Below are 20,829 nucleotides of genomic sequence, written 5' to 3' on the forward strand. Positions count from 1 at the left end.
GAGAGAGCGAAATGACCGGAGATTCTAGACGCTGGAGCTGGACATCATTAAAAGCGAAAGTGGCTCGTTTAGAACAAGAGCTATATATCAAAATAAAAATCCCTATTACTCCACAGTAATAGGGATTTTTATTTATAACAGTTCATAATTTGTTCAAATTAATTCCAGCAAAAGGGTTGATTTATACAAATTACTAGATTATAATAATTATAAATTAGTAATTGATATAACATAACAACTCAAAAGGAGATTGATCATAATGAACAAACAAGTAATCGAAGTATTAAACAAACAAGTAGCAGACTGGAGCGTTTTATTCACAAAATTACACAACTTCCATTGGTACGTAAAAGGACCTCAATTCTTCACATTACACGAAAAATTCGAAGAACTTTACACAGAATCAGCTACTCACATCGACGAAATTGCAGAACGCATTTTAGCAATTGGCGGCAAACCAGTAGCAACAATGAAAGAATACTTAGAACTATCTTCTATTCAAGAAGCAGCATACGGCGAAACTGCAGAAGGAATGGTTGAATCAATTATGAAAGACTACGAAATGATGCTAGTCGAACTGAAAAAAGGCATGGAAATCGCTCAAAACTCTGATGACGAAATGACATCTGACCTACTACTAGGCATCTACACAGAACTAGAAAAACACGCTTGGATGCTACGCGCGTTCTTGAATCAATAATATATTTAAAAGCGGAAGCGGCTTGCTCAGAATCGCAGGACATTGGAGCTCTCGACCTTGAAGCGCTTTTTGCTTCGAGCGAGAGAGCGAAATGACCGGAGATTCTAGCCGCTGGAGCTGGATATTATGTAAAAGTGGAAGCGGCTTGCTCAGAACAAGAGGGCATTGGAGCTCTCGACCTTGAAGCGCTTTTTGCTTCGAGCGAGAGAGCGAAATGACCGGAGATTCTAGCCGCTGGAGCTGGATAATATTAAAAGCGGAGGTGACTTGCTCAGAACAAGAGGGCATTGGAGCTCCTGACGAAGAGGCGCTTTTTGCCTCACAGGAAGGCGCGAAATGACCGACTGTTCTAGTCACCGGAGCTGGATATCATTTAAAGCGGAAGCGGCTCGTTCAGAGTCGCTTTTTTCTATGGGGTTAATCGCGCATATCAGTACATGAAATTTACATCAGCGATTTTTGCATTATATCGGCGATTCTATTAAATATATCAGCGATTTTTCCAATATATCGACTTATCGACAAAACACGACAATATTAGCACCCCTCTCCTCTACTTTTATCAATATATTACAATCCCTTTTATGTTAAAATATAGGTAACATCCTTTAGTAAAATAGATCCAAAAAAGCTTTTCCATATTCATCATTTACTACTTAAATGGCGGGAGTGGTTCAGTTGAAAGACTACTTAATTAGAGCATTTTTTGCGTTAATAACAGTTGGGATTCTCTTACTTATAGCTAATATTTTCAATATACGTGTCGAGGTTAAAGACTATGCTTTCCTCGTTGTTGTAGCAATTGGTGGCGGCTGGGGTGGCTGGTACCTGTACAAAAAACAAAGTAATCAAAGTGATAAAGGCATTCCAAAGTAATACAGAATGCCTTCTTTTATTGCCGTCTATAATAAATAATAAAATTCAAACCGCTAATACAGCCAATTGCAATAAACATGCCAAAACTCTGTGCATCCCCAGCTAGATTATACTCATCAACGATAAACCCAGACATAAACAACGTTATCGCGGCAACACCGATACACAATATCGAAATAAACCAAAGCGAAAATTCATTAATTAGCTCTTTCTTCTGTGTTGAAACAATTAGCATAACAAGAATAGATGCTACTAATATACTTTTAAAAACAGGACGTAAATACACAAACTCCTCCATCTATTTCTCCTTTTCTAAAAACATTATATCTTAACATTAACATATTTAACCAAATTAAAAACACATGCCTTTTCAAAGTAAAATGACATGTGTTTCCAAAAATATCTATAAAATTGTATTATGATAGCTGCTTCCACTTCGTTCCTAAAACAGGACGCTCATAATTTTGGATTGCATGAATTAGTTTATCTGCCGTCTCAGCTGAAACGATCAACTCTTTATTTGATGGATTCATAAATCCTTCTTCTGCTGCACGTTCAACCATTTGCAAAATTGGTCCATAAAAGCCTTTTATGTTCAATAAACCAACCGGCTTATTATGTATACCAATTTGTGACCAACATACTACTTCAAATAGCTCTTCAAACGTTCCGTATCCGCCTGGTAATGCAATAAAAGCATCCGCAAGCTCTGCCATTTTCGCTTTGCGCTCGTGCATCGTTTCTACTTCAATTAATTCTGTTAGCCCTGTATGAACAATTTCTCCTCGGAATAGACCGCGCGGCATAACACCTGTTACACGTCCGCCTAAGCGAAGAACTTCGTTTGCCACTTCTCCCATTAATCCAACGCAAGAACCACCGTATACAAGCTCATAATCGTTCTCAACAAACATTTTTCCTAACGCTATTGCCTGCTCTTTAAATTCAGGTCTCTCCCCTAAGTTGGAACCTGCAAACACACAAATCTTTCTCATTCCTACACCCCGAAACTATATATTGTTATGATACAATAAATATTGTACAACATATTGAAGGGATGAGGAAGAAATGGATATCGTCGCATTTCAAAGATGGGTGGAGGAATTTTACGAAAAACGAAGCTGGTCACAGTATAATTCCTTTATTCGCTTAAATTTCTTAACAGAGGAAGTTGGAGAAGTTTCACGCGTTGTTCGCGCAATCGAAATTGGCCGTGATCGTCCTGACGAAAAAGTGAAAACAGAAGAAGAACTAAAACAAGAGTTAAAAGAAGAACTTGGTGATGTACTATCTAATCTTATTATTCTTTCACAAAAATATGATTTAGATTTACAAGACATTATGGAGGCACACGTCACAAAGCTTTCGAAAAGGTTCGAAGTATCCAAATGAGAATATTATCAATTATGGTATAATGTTCTTGTCACAATACTAAGGGGGATTTTATGTTATCTAAAAAATTACACGACGCATTAAACGATCAAATGAATTTTGAATTTTACTCTGCCCACGCCTATATGGCAATGGCTGCTTACTGTACAGCTGAGAGCTATGATGGATTCGCTAACTTTTTCCTTGTACAAGCTGAAGAAGAACGTTTCCACGCAATGAAGCTTTACAACTACATTAATGACCGCGGTGAGCGCGCTATTATTACTGGTTTTGATAATCCGAATAACGAGTATGAATCTGTACTGAACGCTTTTGAAGTGGCACTTGAGCACGAGCGTGAAGTAACGAAGCGTATTTACAACTTATCTGATATCGCTTGGGATGAGCGTGAGCATGCAACAATTACATTCTTAAAATGGTTCGTCGATGAGCAAGTAGAAGAAGAATCTTCATTCGATAGCATCATCCAAAAATTAAAACGTATTACAAGCGATTCAAACGCATTATTTATGCTAGACGCTGAATTAGAGAAACGTACATTTACGCCTCCAGCTGAATAGTATTTCAATCACCTTAATGAATGTATTAAGGTGATTTTTTTATTTTCTCTCTAGCTTAAAATCACCTTAAATTTCCTCATATTTGACATAGCGCCCACTATAAAATGGTATTATTTTCAATATAAAATAATATACGAGGAGAGAAAAAATGAATCAACGTGTAGAAGTTGTTGACGCCATGCGTGGCTTCGCTTTATTTGGTATTTTACTTGTTAATATAACATTAATTCAATTCGGGTTCTTCGCTAATGAAAAACCATCCTATATATTTGGCGGACTCGATAAAGGTGCTAATTGGTTTATTCAATTTTTCGGCACACAAAATTTCATTTCTTTATTCTCTTTTTTATTTGGTCTTAGCATTATTTTGTTACAAAAAAGCATTGTCGCAAAAGGAAAAAAGTTTTCCCCTACATATTTACGTCGTATTCTTATTCTTTTACTACTAGGTTTTATTCACGGCGTGCTCATTTGGTCCGGGGATATTTTATTCTCATATGGCCTCATCGGGATTTTCTTACTGATGTTTATAAACAGAAAGCCAAAAACATTATTAATTTGGGCAACTATTCTACTCGCACTCCTTACACTTATGACTTATTCAACTGACCCAAATACAAATGTTACTGATTTTGCTCCTTATATTGAAAAAGAACATAAAGTTCATGAGACTGGAAGCTATATGGATCATGTCAACTTTAGGTTAACTGAAAATCCTTTCGAATATATAGGCATTGACGGTTTCTTCGGATTAACCTTTATAACACTTTTTACACTCATTTTCCTATCTCCACTTTTCTTAATCGGTATGTACGTAGGAAAAAAAGGGTGGTTATTTGAGATTGATAAACATATCTCTGCTGTCAAAAGGATCTGGCTTCTTACTGGTATTTTCTCTTTTACAATCAAAATTTCAGCTATGTTCGTCAAACATCCTATTGTACTTATGTTACAAGACGGCCTTACACCAGTAACCATGACCTTCTTTTACGGAAGCACAATTATTTTATTATTCCATTACAAAAAAGCAACCCGTCTACTAACATACATGGCCAATATGGGAAAAATGTCGGTTAGTAATTACTTAGCCCAGTCCATTATCACAACAACAATTTTTTACGCATACGGCTTTGGCTTATTCGGTAAAATAGGATATTTCTTCGGTATTCTTTTAACGATTGGAATCTATACAATTCAATTATTTGTTAGCACATATTGGCTGCGAAAATATCGAATGGGTCCTGTTGAGTATATATGGAGGCTTGGAACTTATTTGGAGAAACCACAATTTAAAAGAGACTTAGATAGAGCAAGTTAAATAAAAAAGCAATGAGCCTACGCTCATTGCTTTTCTTAATTTATTAAAGCATAACCCCAACGATAATCGCTGATAATATACTTACTAACGTTGCACCGTATACAAGTTTTAATCCGAATGAAGATACAACGTTTGCTTGTTTGCCATCGATACTCTTCGTTGCACCTGCGATAATTCCGATTGATGAGAAATTCGCAAATGATACAAGGAAGATAGATAAAATACCTACTGTACGAGCTGATAAATCACCAGCTACTTTTCCAAGGTCAAGCATTGCAACGAATTCGTTCGTTACTAATTTCGTTGCCATAATTTGTCCTGCCGTTAGCATCTCTGATGTTGGAATACCCATTACGAATGCTAATGGTGAGAAGACATATCCTAAAATGCTTTGGAATGTGATTCCGAAAATTGAATCGAATACACCGTTAATTGCTGTAATTAATGCTACGAAACCGATTAACATTGCCGCTACTGTTACAGCGATAGAGAAACCAAGCATAATATATTCGCCTAACATTTCAAAGAATGTTTGTTTTTTATCTTCTTGTAATTCTAAAATGTCGTCTTCTTCTTTTACGTCATATGGATTAATAATATGAACGATAATGAATCCACTAAATAAGTTTAATACAAGTGCTGTTACTACATATTTTGGATCTATCATTTTCATGTAAGAACCGACGATTGACATCGATACTGTTGACATGGAAGATGCACAAAGTGTGTATAAACGATTTTTCGGTAATTTGCTTAGTTGATCTTTTACTGTAATGAATACTTCACCTTGACCAACGATTGCAGCTGCTACTGCATTATATGATTCTAGTTTCCCTAAGCCGTTAATTTTACTTAATAGGAAACCGACTGCACGGATGATAATCGGTAAAACTTTAATATGTTGTAAGATCCCGATTAATACTGCTAAGAAAATAATTGGTAATAATACTGTTAAGAAGAATGGTGCTTGTCCATCATTTGCTAAACCACCAAATACGAAATTAACCCCTGCTTCCGCAAATTTTAAAATAGCGCCAAATCCATCTGCAATCCCTTTTACTAATACAAATCCGACCTTTGTATTTAGTAAGAAATACGCAAGTACCAATTGAATGACAAGCATAAGTGCAATTGGTTTATATTTAATTTTCTTACGATCTGAACTGATAAGGAACCCTAGTACAAATACTACAAGTAAACCGACTAGAAACATTACGATCTTCATATGTGAATCCTCCACTTCTCCCACGAGTTATTGGTCGTATAACGAATGACGTCTGACCATTGGTGTTAAAAAAATTTAAAACCCCTAAATATTATTCAACTGTTTTCTAAAATCAGTAAGCGTTTACATAAATTGCAATTTATAAAAGGTAGCTTCTTCTCTCCTACCCTACTTGAAAGTCTGAAATTGATACCACCTACAAATCAAATTGTAAGCGTTATCTAATCGAAATGCAATATAAATTTTAAAAGATTTTTATATGTTAATATATTCCTAACTAATTGGTTTTTTCATGCAAATTTACCATAAAAAATAGCCCTAGCTATAAGCTAGGGCCATCTTTGTTTATAACATAACACCAACGATAATCGCTGATAGAATACTTACTAATGTCGCACCGTACACAAGGCGTAGACCGAATGATGATACAACATTTGATTGGTTTTCATCGATACCTTTCGTTGCACCTGCGATAATTCCGATTGATGAGAAGTTCGCAAATGATACAAGGAATACAGAAAGAATACCAACTGTACGAGCTGATAAATCACCAGCTACTTTTCCAAGATCCAGCATCGCAACAAATTCGTTTGATACTAATTTTGTTGCCATAATTTGTCCCGCTGTTACCATCTCTGCTTGCGGGATACCCATTACAAATGCTAATGGTGAGAAAATGTATCCTAAAATAGCTTGGAATGTAATACCGAACATTGAATCAAACAAGCTATTAATTGCTGTAATTAATGCTACGAAACCAAGTAACATTGCCGCTACTGTAATTGCAATCGTGAAACCAAGCATAATATATTCACTTAGCATTTCAAAGAATGACTGTTTTTTCTTATTTTCTAATTTCAGTGTATCTTCTTCTTCTGTAATATCGTACGGGTTAATAATATGAATAATAATGAAACCACTAAATAAATTTAATACAAGTGCTGTTACTACATATTTCGGTTCGATCATTTTCATATAAGAACCTACGATTGACATTGATACTGTCGACATGGAAGATGCACATAATGTATATAAACGATGTTTTGGGATTTTACTTAATTGATCTTTTACTGTAATAAATACTTCCGCTTGCCCAACAATGGCAGCTGCTACTGCGTTATATGATTCTAGTTTTCCTAGACCATTTACTTTACTTAGCGCAGTACCAATAGCACGAATAAATATCGGTAAAATTTTAAAGTGTTGCAGAATTCCGATTAAAACGGCAAAGAATACGATTGGTAATAACGCTGTTAAGAAGAATGAAACCTCTCCTTTATTAACAAGACCGCCAAATACGAAAACGATTCCAGCTTCCGCATATCCAAGAAGCGCGCCAAATCCATCTGAAATTCCTTTTACTAAAATATAACCAACTTGCGTGTTTAATAAGAAATAACTTAACGCTAGCTGAATAACAAGCATAATTGCGATTGGTTTATACTTAATCTTCTTTCGATCGGCACTTATAAGAAAACCGAGTACAAATACAACGAGCAATCCTACAAGAAACATAACAAACTTCATTAATAAAATCCTCCATTTAACTCTTCATTAACGTTGAACGTCTGACCACTTGAAATAAGAAATAATCCGAACTTTCCATTTCTCCTCTAAAACCTTCAATCGGATAGGAAAGATCATAAAACCTCTTGTTTCAAAGGCATTTTCCATTCTAACATAAATCACAACTCATATCCGCACTTTTCTTAAAAAAATTACATTTTATTATAAAACGTTCATGAATGTTCGTCTTTTACATTATATAGCGAAACTTTAATCAGCATCATCCCCACTGATTATTAGCCCATATCAATCGAGAGTTTTACCGTTCACAAATAGCAGGATAAAACAAAAAAATGAGCATCAAGTTTCACTTGATGCTCACCTCATTATACTGCTTTTTCTTTATCAGCTACTGCTGGCTTATCCCAGCACTCTGTATTGTTCAAACCTGGAATAGACTCCGCATAGAATACTGGATCTTTTCCTTGTTTCTTTTGCTTAACGTAATCTGATAATGCCGCGAAAGCGTACTTAGAAAGGAATACGATCGCAACTAAGTTAATAACAGCCATAATCCCCATAAATAAATCTGCTAAATCCCAAACGATTTGAATTGTTGCTACAGATCCTAACATAACCATACCAAGTACAGCAATGCGGTATACATTTAATAACACTTTACTTCCATTTAAGAATTCAATATTCGTTTCACCATAGTAGTAGTTACCCACTAATGAACTAAATGCAAACAAGAAGATTGCAACTGCTACAAATATAGAAGCCCACGGTCCGATATGTTGACTTAATGCTTGTTGCGTTAATTGAATTCCGTTTAAATCAGCCGCTCCAGGCACATCTGATAATAAAATGATAAATGCTGTACAACTACAAATTAATAATGTATCTGTAAATACCCCTAAAGTTTGAATGAAACCTTGTTTAACTGGGTGCGTTACGTTTGCAGTCGCAGCTGCGTTCGGCGCACTACCCATACCTGCTTCATTTGAGAATAATCCACGTTTTACCCCTAGTAAAATCGCAGCTCCTAATCCCCCACCTACTACTTCTTTAATTCCGAAAGCATGTAAGAAAATTTCTTTAAATACATACGGAATTGCCGTAATGTTTGTTACAACAACGAATAATGCTACTGCTACATATATAATTGCCATTACTGGAACAATCATTTCAACCGCACGTGCAATACGTTTTACTCCGCCGAAGATAATGATTGCAAGTAAACCAGCCATAAACAGACCTACTAATCTACTGTCTGTTTTGAATGCCCCATCAAAAGCAGCCGCTACAGTATTAGACTGTACAGCGTTAAAAATCAATCCGAAACTTACTGTTATTAAAACAGAGAAAATTGCTCCAAGCCAGCGCTTATTTAATCCCTTTTCCATATAATAAGCTGGACCACCACGGAATGCATTCCCATCTTTTACTTTATAAATTTGCGCTAATGTGCTCTCTACAAATGCAGAAGCACCCCCAATTACCGCAATTAACCACATCCAAAATACTGCTCCTGGTCCACCTGCTGAGATTGCGATAGCTACACCAGCTAAGTTACCAGTACCTACACGAGAAGCTGTACTCATACAAAAAGCCTGGAACGATGATACACCACTCTTCTCTTTTTGTGCTTTCCTCGTTTTCGAACTTGCCCCATCCCCAAGCAAACGAATCATTTCACCGAAGTAACGAACTTGGACAAATTTCACACGAAATGAAAAATAAAGTCCTAACCCAATTAACATCGCAATGATTATATATGACCAAAGAACATTATTTATATCCCCAATTACATTAGTTAAAAAATCCATAATTGCATTGCCCCCTCTTCTTCACAATAAGAAAATTATATTCTAAAAACTTTAAACAATCAACAATTTTCGACAAAAAGATGTAAGGTTTTCTTACATGAAATTGTTACCATATGTGACATGTTTGTTTTTTTCTATACTAAAACAAGGAAAATAGCACAAACATCCCTACACCTATTCAACTAATTATTTCTATACTAAAAATAGCAAGAAAAACAAACCGAATTACACTTTACATCATGTATTACAACAAAAAAGATGAGTATCGAATTCTGCTCGATACTCATCTTTTCATTACACTGCTTTTTCTTTATTTTTTACAACCGGCTTATCCCAACACTCTGTATTCGTTAAACCCGGAATAGAATCTGCACTGAACACCGGATCTTTTCCTTGTTTCTTTTGCCTTACATAGTCTGCCAAAGCAGCATATGCAAATCGGCCAAGAAGTGTAATCGCAATTAAGTTTGTGATTACCATTAGTCCCATAAATAAATCCGCCATATTCCATACGACTTTAAGCGTCGCAACAGAACCGAATAATACCATTCCCACTACCGCAATACGGTAAATCGTTAACCAAGTTTTACTTTGTTTAATGAATTCAATGTTCGTTTCACCATAATAGTAGTTTCCTAGAAGTGAACTGAAAGCAAATAGGAAAATAATAATCGCTAAGAAGCTACTTGCCCACGGACCAATTTGTGAACTTAATGCATTTTGCGTTAATTCAATACCTTCTAAATTTGTTGCTTTATATGCACCAGAACATAGTACGATAAATGCTGTTGATGTACATACTAAGAACGTATCTACTAATACGCCAATCGTTTGAATAAATCCTTGTTTCGCCGGATGCGTTACATCCGCTGTTGCAGCCGCGTTCGGCGCACTACCCATACCTGCTTCATTCGCAAATAATCCACGCTGAATACCAAACTTCATCGCAGCACCGATACCGCCACCTACAGCTGAATCTAAACCAAATGCACCTTTAAAGATTTCAGTAAACACATCTGGTATTAAATAGAAGTTTTTAATGACAACAAAAATAGCTACCGCAATATAAATAAGCGCCATTGGCGGAACAATCATTTCCGACATACGTGCGATACTTTTTACACCACCAAAAATAATAACCGCAACTAATGCAGCTAATGCAATTCCAACAATATAACGCTCAATACCAAATGCATTTTCAAACGCTAATGTTACTGTATTTGCTTGTACTGAGTTAAAAATTAAACCATAACTAATCGTAATAAGGATAGAGAACCAAATTCCCATCCAACGTTTATTTAAACCTTTTTCCATATAATAAGCAGGACCACCACGGAAACCACTGCCATCTTTTACTTTATAAATTTGCGCAAGCGTACTTTCCACGAAACTTGAAGACGCCCCGATAATCGCAATCACCCACATCCAAAATACTGCGCCAGGTCCTCCCATAGAAATAGCTAACGCTACACCGGCTAAGTTCCCGATTCCAATACGAGCTGCTGAACTCATACAGAACGCTTGGAAAGAAGATACACTACCTTTTTTACGCGTCTTTCCAGTTAATCCATCACTCATTAGTCGAACCATTTCTCCTAAATGAGTAATTTGTACGAATTTCAATTTAATAGAAAAATAAAGACCTAAACCAATTAACATTGCAATAAGAATATATGACCAAAGAATTGTATTCGTTGATGAAACAAATTGTTCTAAAATATTCATGCAATTACCCCCTCCTTTTTCTCCATAAAACGAATTATATTTAAAAAATATTCAAAAATCAACATTTTTCGACAATTTTCGTTTTTCCAAATGTTAGCGATTTATAACGTAACAATCTTTTATGACTCTCCGCCCTTTAACTGTACATACTAAAACAAAAAGTAAATATACAAACTACCCCATTGACAAAAACACCAACCTGTAACTATAATGATTACATCAGGTTGTAACAAACCTTATTACAACAAATTCATTTACTTTCAGATATACACTTTAACAAAACACTTTGGAGGGATTTATTATGAAAATCGGAATCATCGGAGCAACTGGTAAAGCAGGAAGTCGTATTTTAAAAGAAGCATTAGATCGCGGACATGAAGTAACTGCCATCGTAAGAAACGCTGCAAAAATTACAGAAGAAAATATAAAAGTTTTAGAGAAAGATGTATTCGCTCTTACATCTAATGACCTACAAGCATTTGATGTAGTTGTAAATGCATTCGGCGCTCCAGCAGGAGAAGAACATCTTCACGTAGATGCAGGAAACGTACTAATTGAAGCTATGAAAGGTGCACCTAACACAAAATTACTTGTAGTTGGCGGCGCTGGAAGCTTATTTGTAGACGAAGAGAAAACAACGCGTGTATTTGATACGCCAGGTTTCCCAAATGAATACCTTGCAACAGCTCAAAACCAAGGTAAAAACTTAGAAATCTTGCAACAAACAAACGATATAACTTGGACATTCATCAGCCCTTCTGCACTATTTGCATTAGGAAAACGCACAGGCTCTTATACAGCTGGCAAAGACAACCTTCTTGTTAACGCAAAAGGTGATAGCTACGTAAGTTACGAAGACTTCGCAGTTGCAGCACTTGATGAAATCGAAAATCCAAAACACGTAAACGAACGCTTCACAGTAGTTTCTGAAGCTGAGTAATAAAAAAAGCTCGTAAAACATAATTTTAAGAGCTTTATTTATTATTGCAATTGTTCAAAGTAGTTTCTGAAGCTGAGTAATAAAAAAAGCTCGTAAAACATAATGTTTTACGAGCTTTTTTTATTATTGCACTTGTTCTAAGCCATTTGGAGTAATCTTGAAGGAAATTTCTTTAAACTTTTTCTTATCTCCTTTTCCAACTAACTCACTATTTTTGTACCAAATTAAACGACCTGACTCGGCATGATACACTTTCACTACATCTCCATATTCAAAATCCACTCCATTTAGTTCAGCAAATCTTTTTCCAGTTTCTTGCCCTTCTGCTGATACACGTTTCTTTTCAATTCCATTTCGATCATATACTGTCAAACCCATATATGCTTCTTTTTCAAAATGGTAATGTATTTTATTACTAGTAAAGTTTACATTTAATTCTTTTTCATTGTGACGAAGCGTCACTGTTGACATTACATCATTTGAAATTCCTTGAAAAATGATACTGTCACCATAAATACCATTAACTTGAACAGGAATTGAATTTTTATTTCCCTTCTCATCCTCAATTTCTACTAACACTTCCTGTTTTCCAGCGTCTAATTTAGACCATATAATCTTACCTGTTACTTTTACATTCTCACCTAAATTTTGAACAAGTTTACCCGCTTTTTCTTCATCAAAATTCGTACCAACTACAAGGTTTTGTACCTCATTAGCAGGTTCACCATACGGAACTTTATACGGTTCAACTTGCTTCTCGCGAATATCATTACTATCTGTAGCTTTCCATATTTCTTTTTCTAATTTAGGTAAATTTAATTTTTCTATTTTTTCTCTAGTCTCATCACTTGGAGTTAATCCCCATTCTTTAAAGAATGGAACTAAATTTTGTCCTGCCACTTTTGATGTCATATAAACAAACATTTGCTTTTTCTCTTCATCAGAAGTAGGCATTTCCTCTTCAGATAACAAGCGATACGCTTGATGCAATGTAGGATAAAAATCTTCCCCATAAACGATATTTAATTGCCAAAACATCGTAAGCGGATCAATTTCATCAATTACTCTTTCGGCAATAGGTCTTTCTAAATACTCAAATGATTTTTCATAATGTTCTTCCATGTCTAGTTTATTCCCTAATGCTTTTTGTACTGCTAAAGAATAAATGTTGACTGTTACTTCCCCAACAGCATCCCAGTCCCACGGCCTTTGTTGATGTAAATGTCCAACTTCATGCCATGGTCCCCAACCATCCTTTTCAAGTACTTCTAAATCCAATACTCTATTCATTACTTTTGGGATATATGCTGTACGATAATCTGTTGCAAACATATAATCATCTTCATCCGGATTCCGTTTTTCAACAAACTGAACGTAATGATTTGGAGATTTTGCGACTCCAATACCGTCCTCAGATAATCCTGCTACTGCATTTTCCAAACGAATAATCTTATCATGTAATTTCATTAACTTTGTTGGATCTGTATCGTTCATATGATCTTGAACAGCATTATAACTCGCAGTAATTAAACTTCTCTCCCCTTTTAATTCAACTGCATAAGGATCCTTATATTTCTTCAACATTTCATCAAAATCTTTTTTCGTATGCTTACCTAAAATAAACAAAGGAAAATGGCTACCACCATTCGTAACAGAAGCCGTTACCTCACCTTCATCGTTCATATTGTAAAAATATAAAATACCACCATTTGGTGATGAAATAACATTTTTACCAGGTTTTAAATCAAACTTTTCAGGGTCCTTTTCACCATATGATCTCGTTCCTATAAAAGCTTGAATAGACTGCGTTCCTTTTATTTCAATTGTAATCTCTTCGTTTGGCGCTGCATAAATTCCAGTCGGTTCGTTAACCGAAAGGTGAAAACTTACTTTTAAGCGTTTCGTTTCCTTTTCTATATCACCTTTTCCAGGTACATGAAACGTCCTTTGCTCAAACTTATTCTCTTTAACCTCTTCTAATTTTCCACCTTTATTTTCTTCCAAAGGTGCTGCATATCCTTTCGATGCTTCGAAAGCTACTGGCGATAATAATGTAGATATACATATCCCAGCCACTAATACCCTACTACTCTTTTTCTTCGACATAATCTGTGTCCCCTGTTCCTTTATTTAGAGAAACCATCCTATGTATATTCATCTAATAAGAAATCCTATTATTTTTATAAAAACATTTAGTGAATAGACTAACACCTCGCGCACCTGTATCATTTACTACCGCATCTCTCTCCATGTATTCGCTTTCTTATATTATAAAAATTTTTATGTACTGTATCCTCCTCACTTCTCTCTTCTTGTGATGAGTTCTCTCTACATAAAAAGAGAATAATAAACGATATATTTTCAGTATTTTCATCTATACATCTAAAGTTGTAAATAACAAATAGAATATTACATATTCTTCGTACATGACCATATATAGGTATTTTTTTCAACTGAATTTTACACGCTTTATACTTTGTTTGATAGCCTTTTCAATCAGAATAATGTTACAATTTTGCGAATGAAATCTATTAATTTTAACGTTTGGATTTTACTATATTTATATTACTTCAAAATAAAGTTCAAACTGTATAAACAGCGCTTTCATTCTACATATAATTTTCCTGATATAATTTTAAAATTCATATAAAAAAGCACTGGCACAAGCCAATGCTTTTTCATTATCTCTTTTGATTCGGTTTATGTGGTTCATTTGGAGTATGTGGTTTATTATTCTCATGACCATTTGTTGTTTTCCAACTTACCGATAACTCCGGACTTGTTTTTTCTTCACTACGCTCAAGTAATACAACTGCATTTTGAATAGTCGGTGTCCCTTTATGTGCAATCCCTTGTAACTTTGTTAAATTTCCTAATACTTTAAAGCTAAACCCACCAGCTGGTGTTTGTTTCGGAATTAAGATGCGGAACTTTTCTCCTACATTAAATTCCGTTTTTGCTTCGCCCTTTTCATTTACAAATTTCGCGCCTTCTGGTGCACCTGTTGCTTGCACTTTATATGTTCCGCTTTTCGCATTTGTTTCTACTGTATATAAACCTGTTTCAAAGAAATCATTTTTCAACACTGCTTGTTGTTCTTCTGACGGTATTACGCTCATCGTAATTTCTTGTAATTCTTCACTAGCACTTGCTTTTACAACGATATCTTTCGTTACCTTTTCTACATTTTTATTACGGAAATCTAAATCATTAATATCAATTTGTTTTAACGCATTCCATACTGCAAGCTGCGTTGCATAATGTGCCTCTCTCCAATCAGAAACACCTAATTCTTGTGGACTCTTTTGCGGATACCCATTTAACAGTACACGGTATACATTAATATCCACTTTGCCCATTTCCGGTAAATCTTGACCGCTTGGAGATTTCAAATCTACATTTAAGCAAAAGGCAATTTTTCCATCTGCTGTTTTAATAAGCTCTGTTCGAATTGGTTTCTTCTTTGACCTACTATAACTCCAATCCATTTCATACTTTGTATGATCCATAACTTCCGCGAATGCTTTTTGAAGTGGAAATAATAAGTTCGCAAATACAAATAAAACACTCAAAAAAGCGGCCATTAGCTTGAACGATCTTTTTATATTCATGTTTACAACCCCTTATGAAATAACAAATTTTCTTCTGCTTATTATTTAGTTAGAAACTTTTTTTATGCATAAGCAAAACAAAAAAGAGTGCAAACTGTTTGCACCCCTTCTCTCCACTATAAGTTTAGAAATCAAAGTTATCAGGATCTGGACCAACGCGATGATTTTCATTTAACGCATCAATTTTCTCCATATCTTCTTTCGTTAATTCAAAATTAAATATATGAGCATTTGCAATAATGCGGTGTTCTTTCGTTGATTTCGGAATTGTTACAACTTCATTTTGAAGATCCCAACGTAAAATGATTTGAGCTGTCGTTTTATCATACTTATCAGCAATTTCTTGTAATGTTTCGTTATCTAATAATTGACCTTGCATAAGTGGTGACCATGCTTCCATTTGAATACCTTGCTCTTTACAGAACGCTTGTAATTCTTTTTGTGTTAAACGAGGGTGATATTCCACTTGGTTAATCATTGGTTTCATTTCTGCACCTGCTAATACGTCTTTCAGATGATGAATTTGGAAGTTACTTACGCCAATTGCACGCACACGTTCTTCTTTATACAGTGTTTCTAACGCTCTCCACGTATCTTTGTATTTCCCTTCTACAGGCCAATGGACAAGATATAAGTCTAAATAATCTAGCTCTAATTTTTTTAAGCTCTCTTCATATGCAGCAAGTGTCGTTTCATATCCTTGATCCGAATTCCACACTTTTGAAGTAATAAATAAATCTTCTCGAGTAATCCCGGCTTCTTTTATACCAGCGCGAATTCCTTCTCCAACTGCTTTTTCATTTCCATAAATCGCAGCTGTATCAATACTGCGGTATCCTGCTTTAATCGCCGATTTTACTGCTTCTACAAGTTCTGGTCCATCTTCTACTTTAAATACCCCTAAACCGAACCAAGGTATTTCTACACCGTTATGCAATGTTGTTGTACTTTGTAAATTTTTCATTATATTTTCTCTCCCTTATTTCACTTGATCTCTTTTTTCTAATGTCATACTCCACGCTGTTAAAATAACAGCCCCCGCTACCATGATGCCGCCTACCCAGGCCGTATGAATTAACCCTAACGAGTTCGTTACAATACCGCCCAAGTAAGCACCAAGAGCAATTCCTGCGTTAAATGCTGCAATGTTAATCGCTGATGCCACATCAACAGCACTTGGAACAAATCTCTCAGCCAAGATAACGACATACACTTGTAGCCCAGGAACATTCATAAACGCAAATAGTCCCATAAAAATAATTGTGATGAGTCCAGCGACTTTAAATGGCGCTGTAAATGTTAAAACAAATAATACAATTGCTTGAATAAAGAACATGTAAAATAATGCTCGAATCGGATTATGATTTGATAATTTCCCGCCAACCATATTCCCAATCGCAATTGCAATTCCGTACACTAACAAAATAATTGTAACGGTACTTGATTTAAATCCTGTTACTTCTTGTAATAGCGGAGATAAATACGTAAACGTTACGAATGTTCCCCCGTATCCTAATGCAGTAATAATAAATACAAGTAATAGCCTTCCATTCGTAATCAGTTTGAATTGATCGCGAAATGATACAGACGTACCTTTTTTTAAGTTAGAAGGAATTAGCATACTATTGGCGATTAAGGCAACGATTCCAATTGCCACAATTACCATAAACGATGTTCTCCAACCAAATTGTTGACCGATAAATGTTCCAATCGGTACGCCTGTAATGGTCGCAACAGTTAAACCAGTAAACATAAATGCAATTGCACTCGCACGTTTATTCTCTGGTACAAGCGCAGCCGCAATTGTGGATCCTATCGACATAAAAACGCCGTGTGCAAACGCAGATACAACCCTTGCGATAAGCAACACAGTAAAACTTGTTGCCACTGCCGCAATTCCATTACCAATAATGAAAATAATCATAATCCACATTAATAACGCCTTTCGCGACATACTAGCTGTTAATGACGTTAATACTGGGGCACCAAACGCTACTCCTAATGCATATAAAGAAACGGTTAAACCCGCTGTTGTAACAGAAACATGTAAATCCTCTGAAATAGATGGTAATAAACCGACACTAATAAATTCGGTTGTACCAATTCCAAACGCACTAATTGCTAGTGCTAATAAAGCAAACATGCTTCTCCGATTCGTCTGTACTACCGAAGAAGATACTGTATATGAATTCACTTGAACTCCTCCTTAATACGAGAAATCCAATCATAATAGTATGAAAAAAGGCCTTTTTTCTTCTACAAAAATAATGTTACTGCTGATATATGCTATTATGAATGGCTTCACTCTTTTTTTGAAGAACGCACTTTAAAGTACGATAGGTACCAAAAAGTAACATAGGCACTTTTTAGTACCGTACTACTCATTTCCCTCTTACGTATGCTATTATGGAACATATTCAACATGATAAAAAGTACGTACTTTAAAGTGCTATAGGTACTTTTTAGTAACATTTAAATTATTTGGCTTCTTTTGTTGGAGAACTGAAATCTATATTCATCAAAGGAGATTTTTTTATATGAAGAAATATAATATTCCCGTTGAAGCGACTTTAGAGGTTATCGGCGGAAAATGGAAAGTCGTTATTCTTTGCCACTTAACGAAAGGTACAAAGAGAACGAGTGAATTAAAACGTCTCATGCCTGGTATTACACAAAAGATGTTAACACAGCAATTACGCGAATTAGAAGAAGACGGAGTTATTCAAAGAAAGGTATACAATCAAGTACCACCGAAAGTAGAATATTCTCTTACAGACTACGGTTGGTCTTTAGAATCCATTCTTGATTCCCTTTGTACTTGGGGCGAATGCCACCTTGAAAAAAGCGGTAACACATCGATGCTAATTACAGAAGGTGAACAATAAAAAAAGGAAAAAATGAACATAAATTTGTCCATTTTTTCCTTTTTTTATTTATATATACGTACCTTTCTAACCTTAACAAAATAATTTATGCGCTTTCACGCCTTGTCAGTACTACATTATACGCTTAATATCAAATAATTAGGAATCATTTTTATGTTAACATAGGTGTATATAGTATATAATATAGGATATATATTATATACACTTTCCGATAAAGGAACTTTCCATTATGCGGACAAGCCATGTATCGGACAGTTCATAAATAATAGGTAGGACATTATGGTTTTGGATTTATGATTTCAGCTTACTTGCTGGCATAAATTTAAAGGCATTTTATTGTGCTTTGTGAAACTTTGTATAAAGTTTCGCAAACGTTTACTATCTTACCTATCAAAAATAAGAGTATTGCTATCGTAAAGGAGAATTGGAGATGCCAGAAACTATGACTCAAACAAAGCCAGAACAAGAAACTGTACAAATTTCTGCTAGCCAAGGACAACTTGATGTACTTGATCAGTTGTTAAAACCTGAGGTACAAGAATCATTAACTACACTAGTAGAACAGCTTCCAAAATTAACTGAGCTTGTTAACATTTTAACTAAGTCTTATGACTTCGCTCAAACTGTTGCTACTGATGAAGTATTAAAAAGCGACACTGTTAGTGCAATCACAGAGCTTGTAGAACCTGTAAAAGATACAGTGAAAGGCATGGCTGCAACTGCTATCGAAGCGAAAGATCGTGCTGACGAAAGCAACGAAGTTATCGGCCTGTTCGGTCTATTAAAATTACTAAAAGACCCACAAGCACAAAAAATGTTCCGCTTTGTGAACGCATATCTTCAAATTAGTGCAGAACGTAACAATAAATAAGTTAACTTATAACAACAATTAGTAAAGACGGGGGATATCATACTATGTCAAAACAAATTGTCATCTTAGGCGCTGGTTATGGCGGTCTTCTTGCCGCTTTAAACGTACGTAAATATTACAGCAAATCAGAAGCACAAGTTACAGTGATTAACCAATACCCAACACACCAAATCATCACTGAACTACACCGCCTTGCAGCTGGTAACGTCGCTGAGCAAGCAATTGCAATGCCACTTACAAAGCTTTTCAAAGGTAAAGACATCGATCTTAAAATCGCAACAGTTGAGTCATTCTCAGTTGATAGCAAAGAAATTAAACTAGCTGGTGGCACTACTTTATCTTACGACGCACTTGTAGTTGCTTTAGGAAGTAAAACTGCTTACTTCGGTATTCCAGGACTAGAAGAAAACAGCATGGTATTAAAATCTGCTGCTGATGCAAACAAAATCTACAAACACGTTGAAGACCGTATTCGTGAATACGCGAAAACGAAAAACGAAGCTGATGCTACAATCGTAATCGGTGGTGGCGGATTAACTGGCGTTGAGCTAGTTGGTGAGCTTGCTGACATTATGCCTAAACTTGCAAAAAGCCACGGCGTAAATCCAAAAGAAGTTAAACTTCTTCTTGTTGAAGCAGGTCCAAAAATCCTTCCAGTATTACCAGACCACTTAATCGAACGTGCAACTACTAGCCTAGAAGCACGCGGTGTTACATTCTTAACAGGTCTTCCTGTAACAAACGTTGCTGGCAATGAAATCGACTTAAAAGACGGTCAAAAACTTGTTGCTAACACATTCGTTTGGACAGGCGGCGTACAAGGTAACCCATTAATCGGTGAATCAGGTCTTGAAGTAAACCGTGGCCGTGCAACAGTTGATGCATACCTACAATCTACTTCTCACAAAGACGTATTCGTTGCTGGAGACAGCGCTGTTGTCTTCGCTCCAGACGGACGTCCATACCCACCAACTGCACAAATCGCTTGGCAAATGGGTGAGTTAATTGGATACAACTTATACGCAGCACTAGAAGGCAAAGCATTCGAAGAGTTCGCACCTGTAAACTCTGGAACACTTGCTAGTCTAGGGCGTAAAGATGCTGTTGCTACAATTGGAGCAAGCAATACTCCACTTAAAGGCTTACCAGCTTCATTAATGAAAGAAGCAAGTAACGTTCGTTACTTATCACACATTAAAGGTCTATTCAGCTTAGCTTACTAATCTGAATATAAGCCCGAATCATGCCCTGCATGGTTCGGGCTATTTTTGTCCGTAATTTTCTCTAACTTATTTATTCGGCAGAAGAATATTATAACCCTTTTAATTATCTAAATTTACTGATTATTTTATGTCTAAATTGTGTATATGAAAAGATGGAAGTATTCTTCC

General features: G+C 35.7%; 19 protein-coding genes. 9 read left to right on the forward strand and 10 right to left on the reverse strand.

The annotated features are described in order from the left end of the window. Positions 1–259: 259 nt before the first annotated feature. The gene (locus DT250_RS07515; RefSeq protein WP_001041898.1) at positions 260–700 is read left to right on the forward strand and encodes a Dps family protein; all 441 of its coding nucleotides are present in this window, start codon (positions 260–262) and stop codon (positions 698–700) included. 678 nt (positions 701–1,378) lie between these two features. After that, positions 1,379–1,576: a hypothetical protein gene (locus DT250_RS07520; protein ID WP_000656314.1), complete on the forward strand. Its 198-nt coding sequence runs from the start codon at positions 1,379–1,381 to the stop codon at positions 1,574–1,576. A gap of 16 nt (positions 1,577–1,592) precedes the next feature. Here the strand turns inward: DT250_RS07520 and DT250_RS07525 are convergent, their stop codons facing one another. After that, positions 1,593–1,874 (reverse strand): hypothetical protein, encoded by a 282-nt coding sequence (locus tag DT250_RS07525; protein WP_088608576.1) that lies wholly within the window; start codon positions 1,872–1,874, stop codon positions 1,593–1,595. Positions 1,875–1,992: 118 nt separating this feature from the next. Beyond that, positions 1,993–2,571 (reverse strand): LOG family protein, encoded by a 579-nt coding sequence (locus DT250_RS07530; protein ID WP_046955625.1) that lies wholly within the window; start codon positions 2,569–2,571, stop codon positions 1,993–1,995. 73 nt (positions 2,572–2,644) lie between these two features. Here DT250_RS07530 and DT250_RS07535 point away from each other — a divergent pair, with 73 nt between their 5' ends. The 3 genes from DT250_RS07535 to DT250_RS07545 all read left to right on the forward strand — a co-directional run bounded on the left by DT250_RS07535 (position 2,645) and on the right by DT250_RS07545 (position 4,846). Further along, positions 2,645–2,968: a MazG nucleotide pyrophosphohydrolase domain-containing protein gene (locus DT250_RS07535; protein WP_000355764.1), complete on the forward strand. Its 324-nt coding sequence runs from the start codon at positions 2,645–2,647 to the stop codon at positions 2,966–2,968. Between the two features lie 53 nt (positions 2,969–3,021). Beyond that, the gene (locus DT250_RS07540) at positions 3,022–3,528 is read left to right on the forward strand and encodes a ferritin (RefSeq protein WP_000949394.1); all 507 of its coding nucleotides are present in this window, start codon (positions 3,022–3,024) and stop codon (positions 3,526–3,528) included. Between the two features lie 148 nt (positions 3,529–3,676). After that, complete coding sequence (locus DT250_RS07545; protein ID WP_098802144.1) at positions 3,677–4,846, forward strand: DUF418 domain-containing protein; 1,170 nt, start codon at positions 3,677–3,679, stop codon at positions 4,844–4,846. Positions 4,847–4,889: 43 nt separating this feature from the next. On the opposite strand, the gene DT250_RS07550 is transcribed toward DT250_RS07545, so the two are convergent. The 4 genes from DT250_RS07550 to DT250_RS07565 all read right to left on the reverse strand — a co-directional run bounded on the left by DT250_RS07550 (position 4,890) and on the right by DT250_RS07565 (position 11,131). Further along, positions 4,890–6,071, reverse strand: coding sequence for a NupC/NupG family nucleoside CNT transporter (locus DT250_RS07550; RefSeq protein ID WP_046960038.1), 1,182 nt, complete (start codon positions 6,069–6,071; stop codon positions 4,890–4,892). A 345-nt stretch (positions 6,072–6,416) separates the two neighbouring features. Further along, positions 6,417–7,598, reverse strand: coding sequence for a NupC/NupG family nucleoside CNT transporter (locus DT250_RS07555; RefSeq protein WP_000673848.1), 1,182 nt, complete (start codon positions 7,596–7,598; stop codon positions 6,417–6,419). Positions 7,599–7,963: 365 nt separating this feature from the next. Beyond that, complete coding sequence (locus DT250_RS07560; protein ID WP_137035004.1) at positions 7,964–9,406, reverse strand: alanine/glycine:cation symporter family protein; 1,443 nt, start codon at positions 9,404–9,406, stop codon at positions 7,964–7,966. 294 nt (positions 9,407–9,700) lie between these two features. Next, positions 9,701–11,131 (reverse strand): alanine/glycine:cation symporter family protein, encoded by a 1,431-nt coding sequence (locus DT250_RS07565; RefSeq protein ID WP_048542413.1) that lies wholly within the window; start codon positions 11,129–11,131, stop codon positions 9,701–9,703. Positions 11,132–11,432: 301 nt separating this feature from the next. Between DT250_RS07565 and DT250_RS07570 the strand changes: the two genes are divergently transcribed. Further along, the gene (locus DT250_RS07570) at positions 11,433–12,071 is read left to right on the forward strand and encodes an NAD(P)-dependent oxidoreductase (RefSeq protein ID WP_149212863.1); all 639 of its coding nucleotides are present in this window, start codon (positions 11,433–11,435) and stop codon (positions 12,069–12,071) included. Positions 12,072–12,194: 123 nt separating this feature from the next. On the opposite strand, the gene DT250_RS07575 is transcribed toward DT250_RS07570, so the two are convergent. The 4 genes from DT250_RS07575 to DT250_RS07590 all read right to left on the reverse strand — a co-directional run bounded on the left by DT250_RS07575 (position 12,195) and on the right by DT250_RS07590 (position 17,825). Next, the gene (locus DT250_RS07575) at positions 12,195–14,177 is read right to left on the reverse strand and encodes a M60 family metallopeptidase (protein ID WP_370513118.1); all 1,983 of its coding nucleotides are present in this window, start codon (positions 14,175–14,177) and stop codon (positions 12,195–12,197) included. 575 nt (positions 14,178–14,752) lie between these two features. Further along, positions 14,753–15,682 carry a thioester domain-containing protein gene (locus DT250_RS07580; RefSeq protein ID WP_149212864.1) on the reverse strand — a complete coding sequence of 310 codons (930 nt, stop codon included), beginning with the start codon at positions 15,680–15,682 and terminating at the stop codon, positions 14,753–14,755. Positions 15,683–15,806: 124 nt separating this feature from the next. Then, positions 15,807–16,646 (reverse strand): aldo/keto reductase, encoded by an 840-nt coding sequence (locus DT250_RS07585; RefSeq protein ID WP_149212865.1) that lies wholly within the window; start codon positions 16,644–16,646, stop codon positions 15,807–15,809. Positions 16,647–16,661: 15 nt separating this feature from the next. Further along, on the reverse strand, positions 16,662–17,825 hold the full coding sequence (locus tag DT250_RS07590) for an MFS transporter (protein WP_179952837.1): 1,164 nt from the start codon (positions 17,823–17,825) through the stop codon (positions 16,662–16,664). Positions 17,826–18,219: 394 nt separating this feature from the next. Between DT250_RS07590 and DT250_RS07595 the strand changes: the two genes are divergently transcribed. From DT250_RS07595 to DT250_RS07605, 3 genes are all read left to right on the forward strand, one after another. Then, on the forward strand, positions 18,220–18,567 hold the full coding sequence (locus DT250_RS07595) for a winged helix-turn-helix transcriptional regulator (RefSeq protein ID WP_000760478.1): 348 nt from the start codon (positions 18,220–18,222) through the stop codon (positions 18,565–18,567). A 430-nt stretch (positions 18,568–18,997) separates the two neighbouring features. Next, positions 18,998–19,438, forward strand: a complete 441-nt coding sequence (locus DT250_RS07600; RefSeq protein WP_001115312.1) for a DUF1641 domain-containing protein — start codon at positions 18,998–19,000, stop codon at positions 19,436–19,438. Between the two features lie 44 nt (positions 19,439–19,482). Next, a complete protein-coding gene (locus DT250_RS07605; protein WP_000043194.1) occupies positions 19,483–20,661 on the forward strand; it encodes an NAD(P)/FAD-dependent oxidoreductase in 1,179 nt (392 codons plus the stop codon). The last annotated feature ends 168 nt before the right edge of the window (positions 20,662–20,829 follow it).

The organism is Bacillus sp. AR2-1 (assembly GCF_008368755.1).
In the GTDB taxonomy this organism is placed as follows: domain Bacteria; phylum Bacillota; class Bacilli; order Bacillales; family Bacillaceae_G; genus Bacillus_A; species Bacillus_A wiedmannii.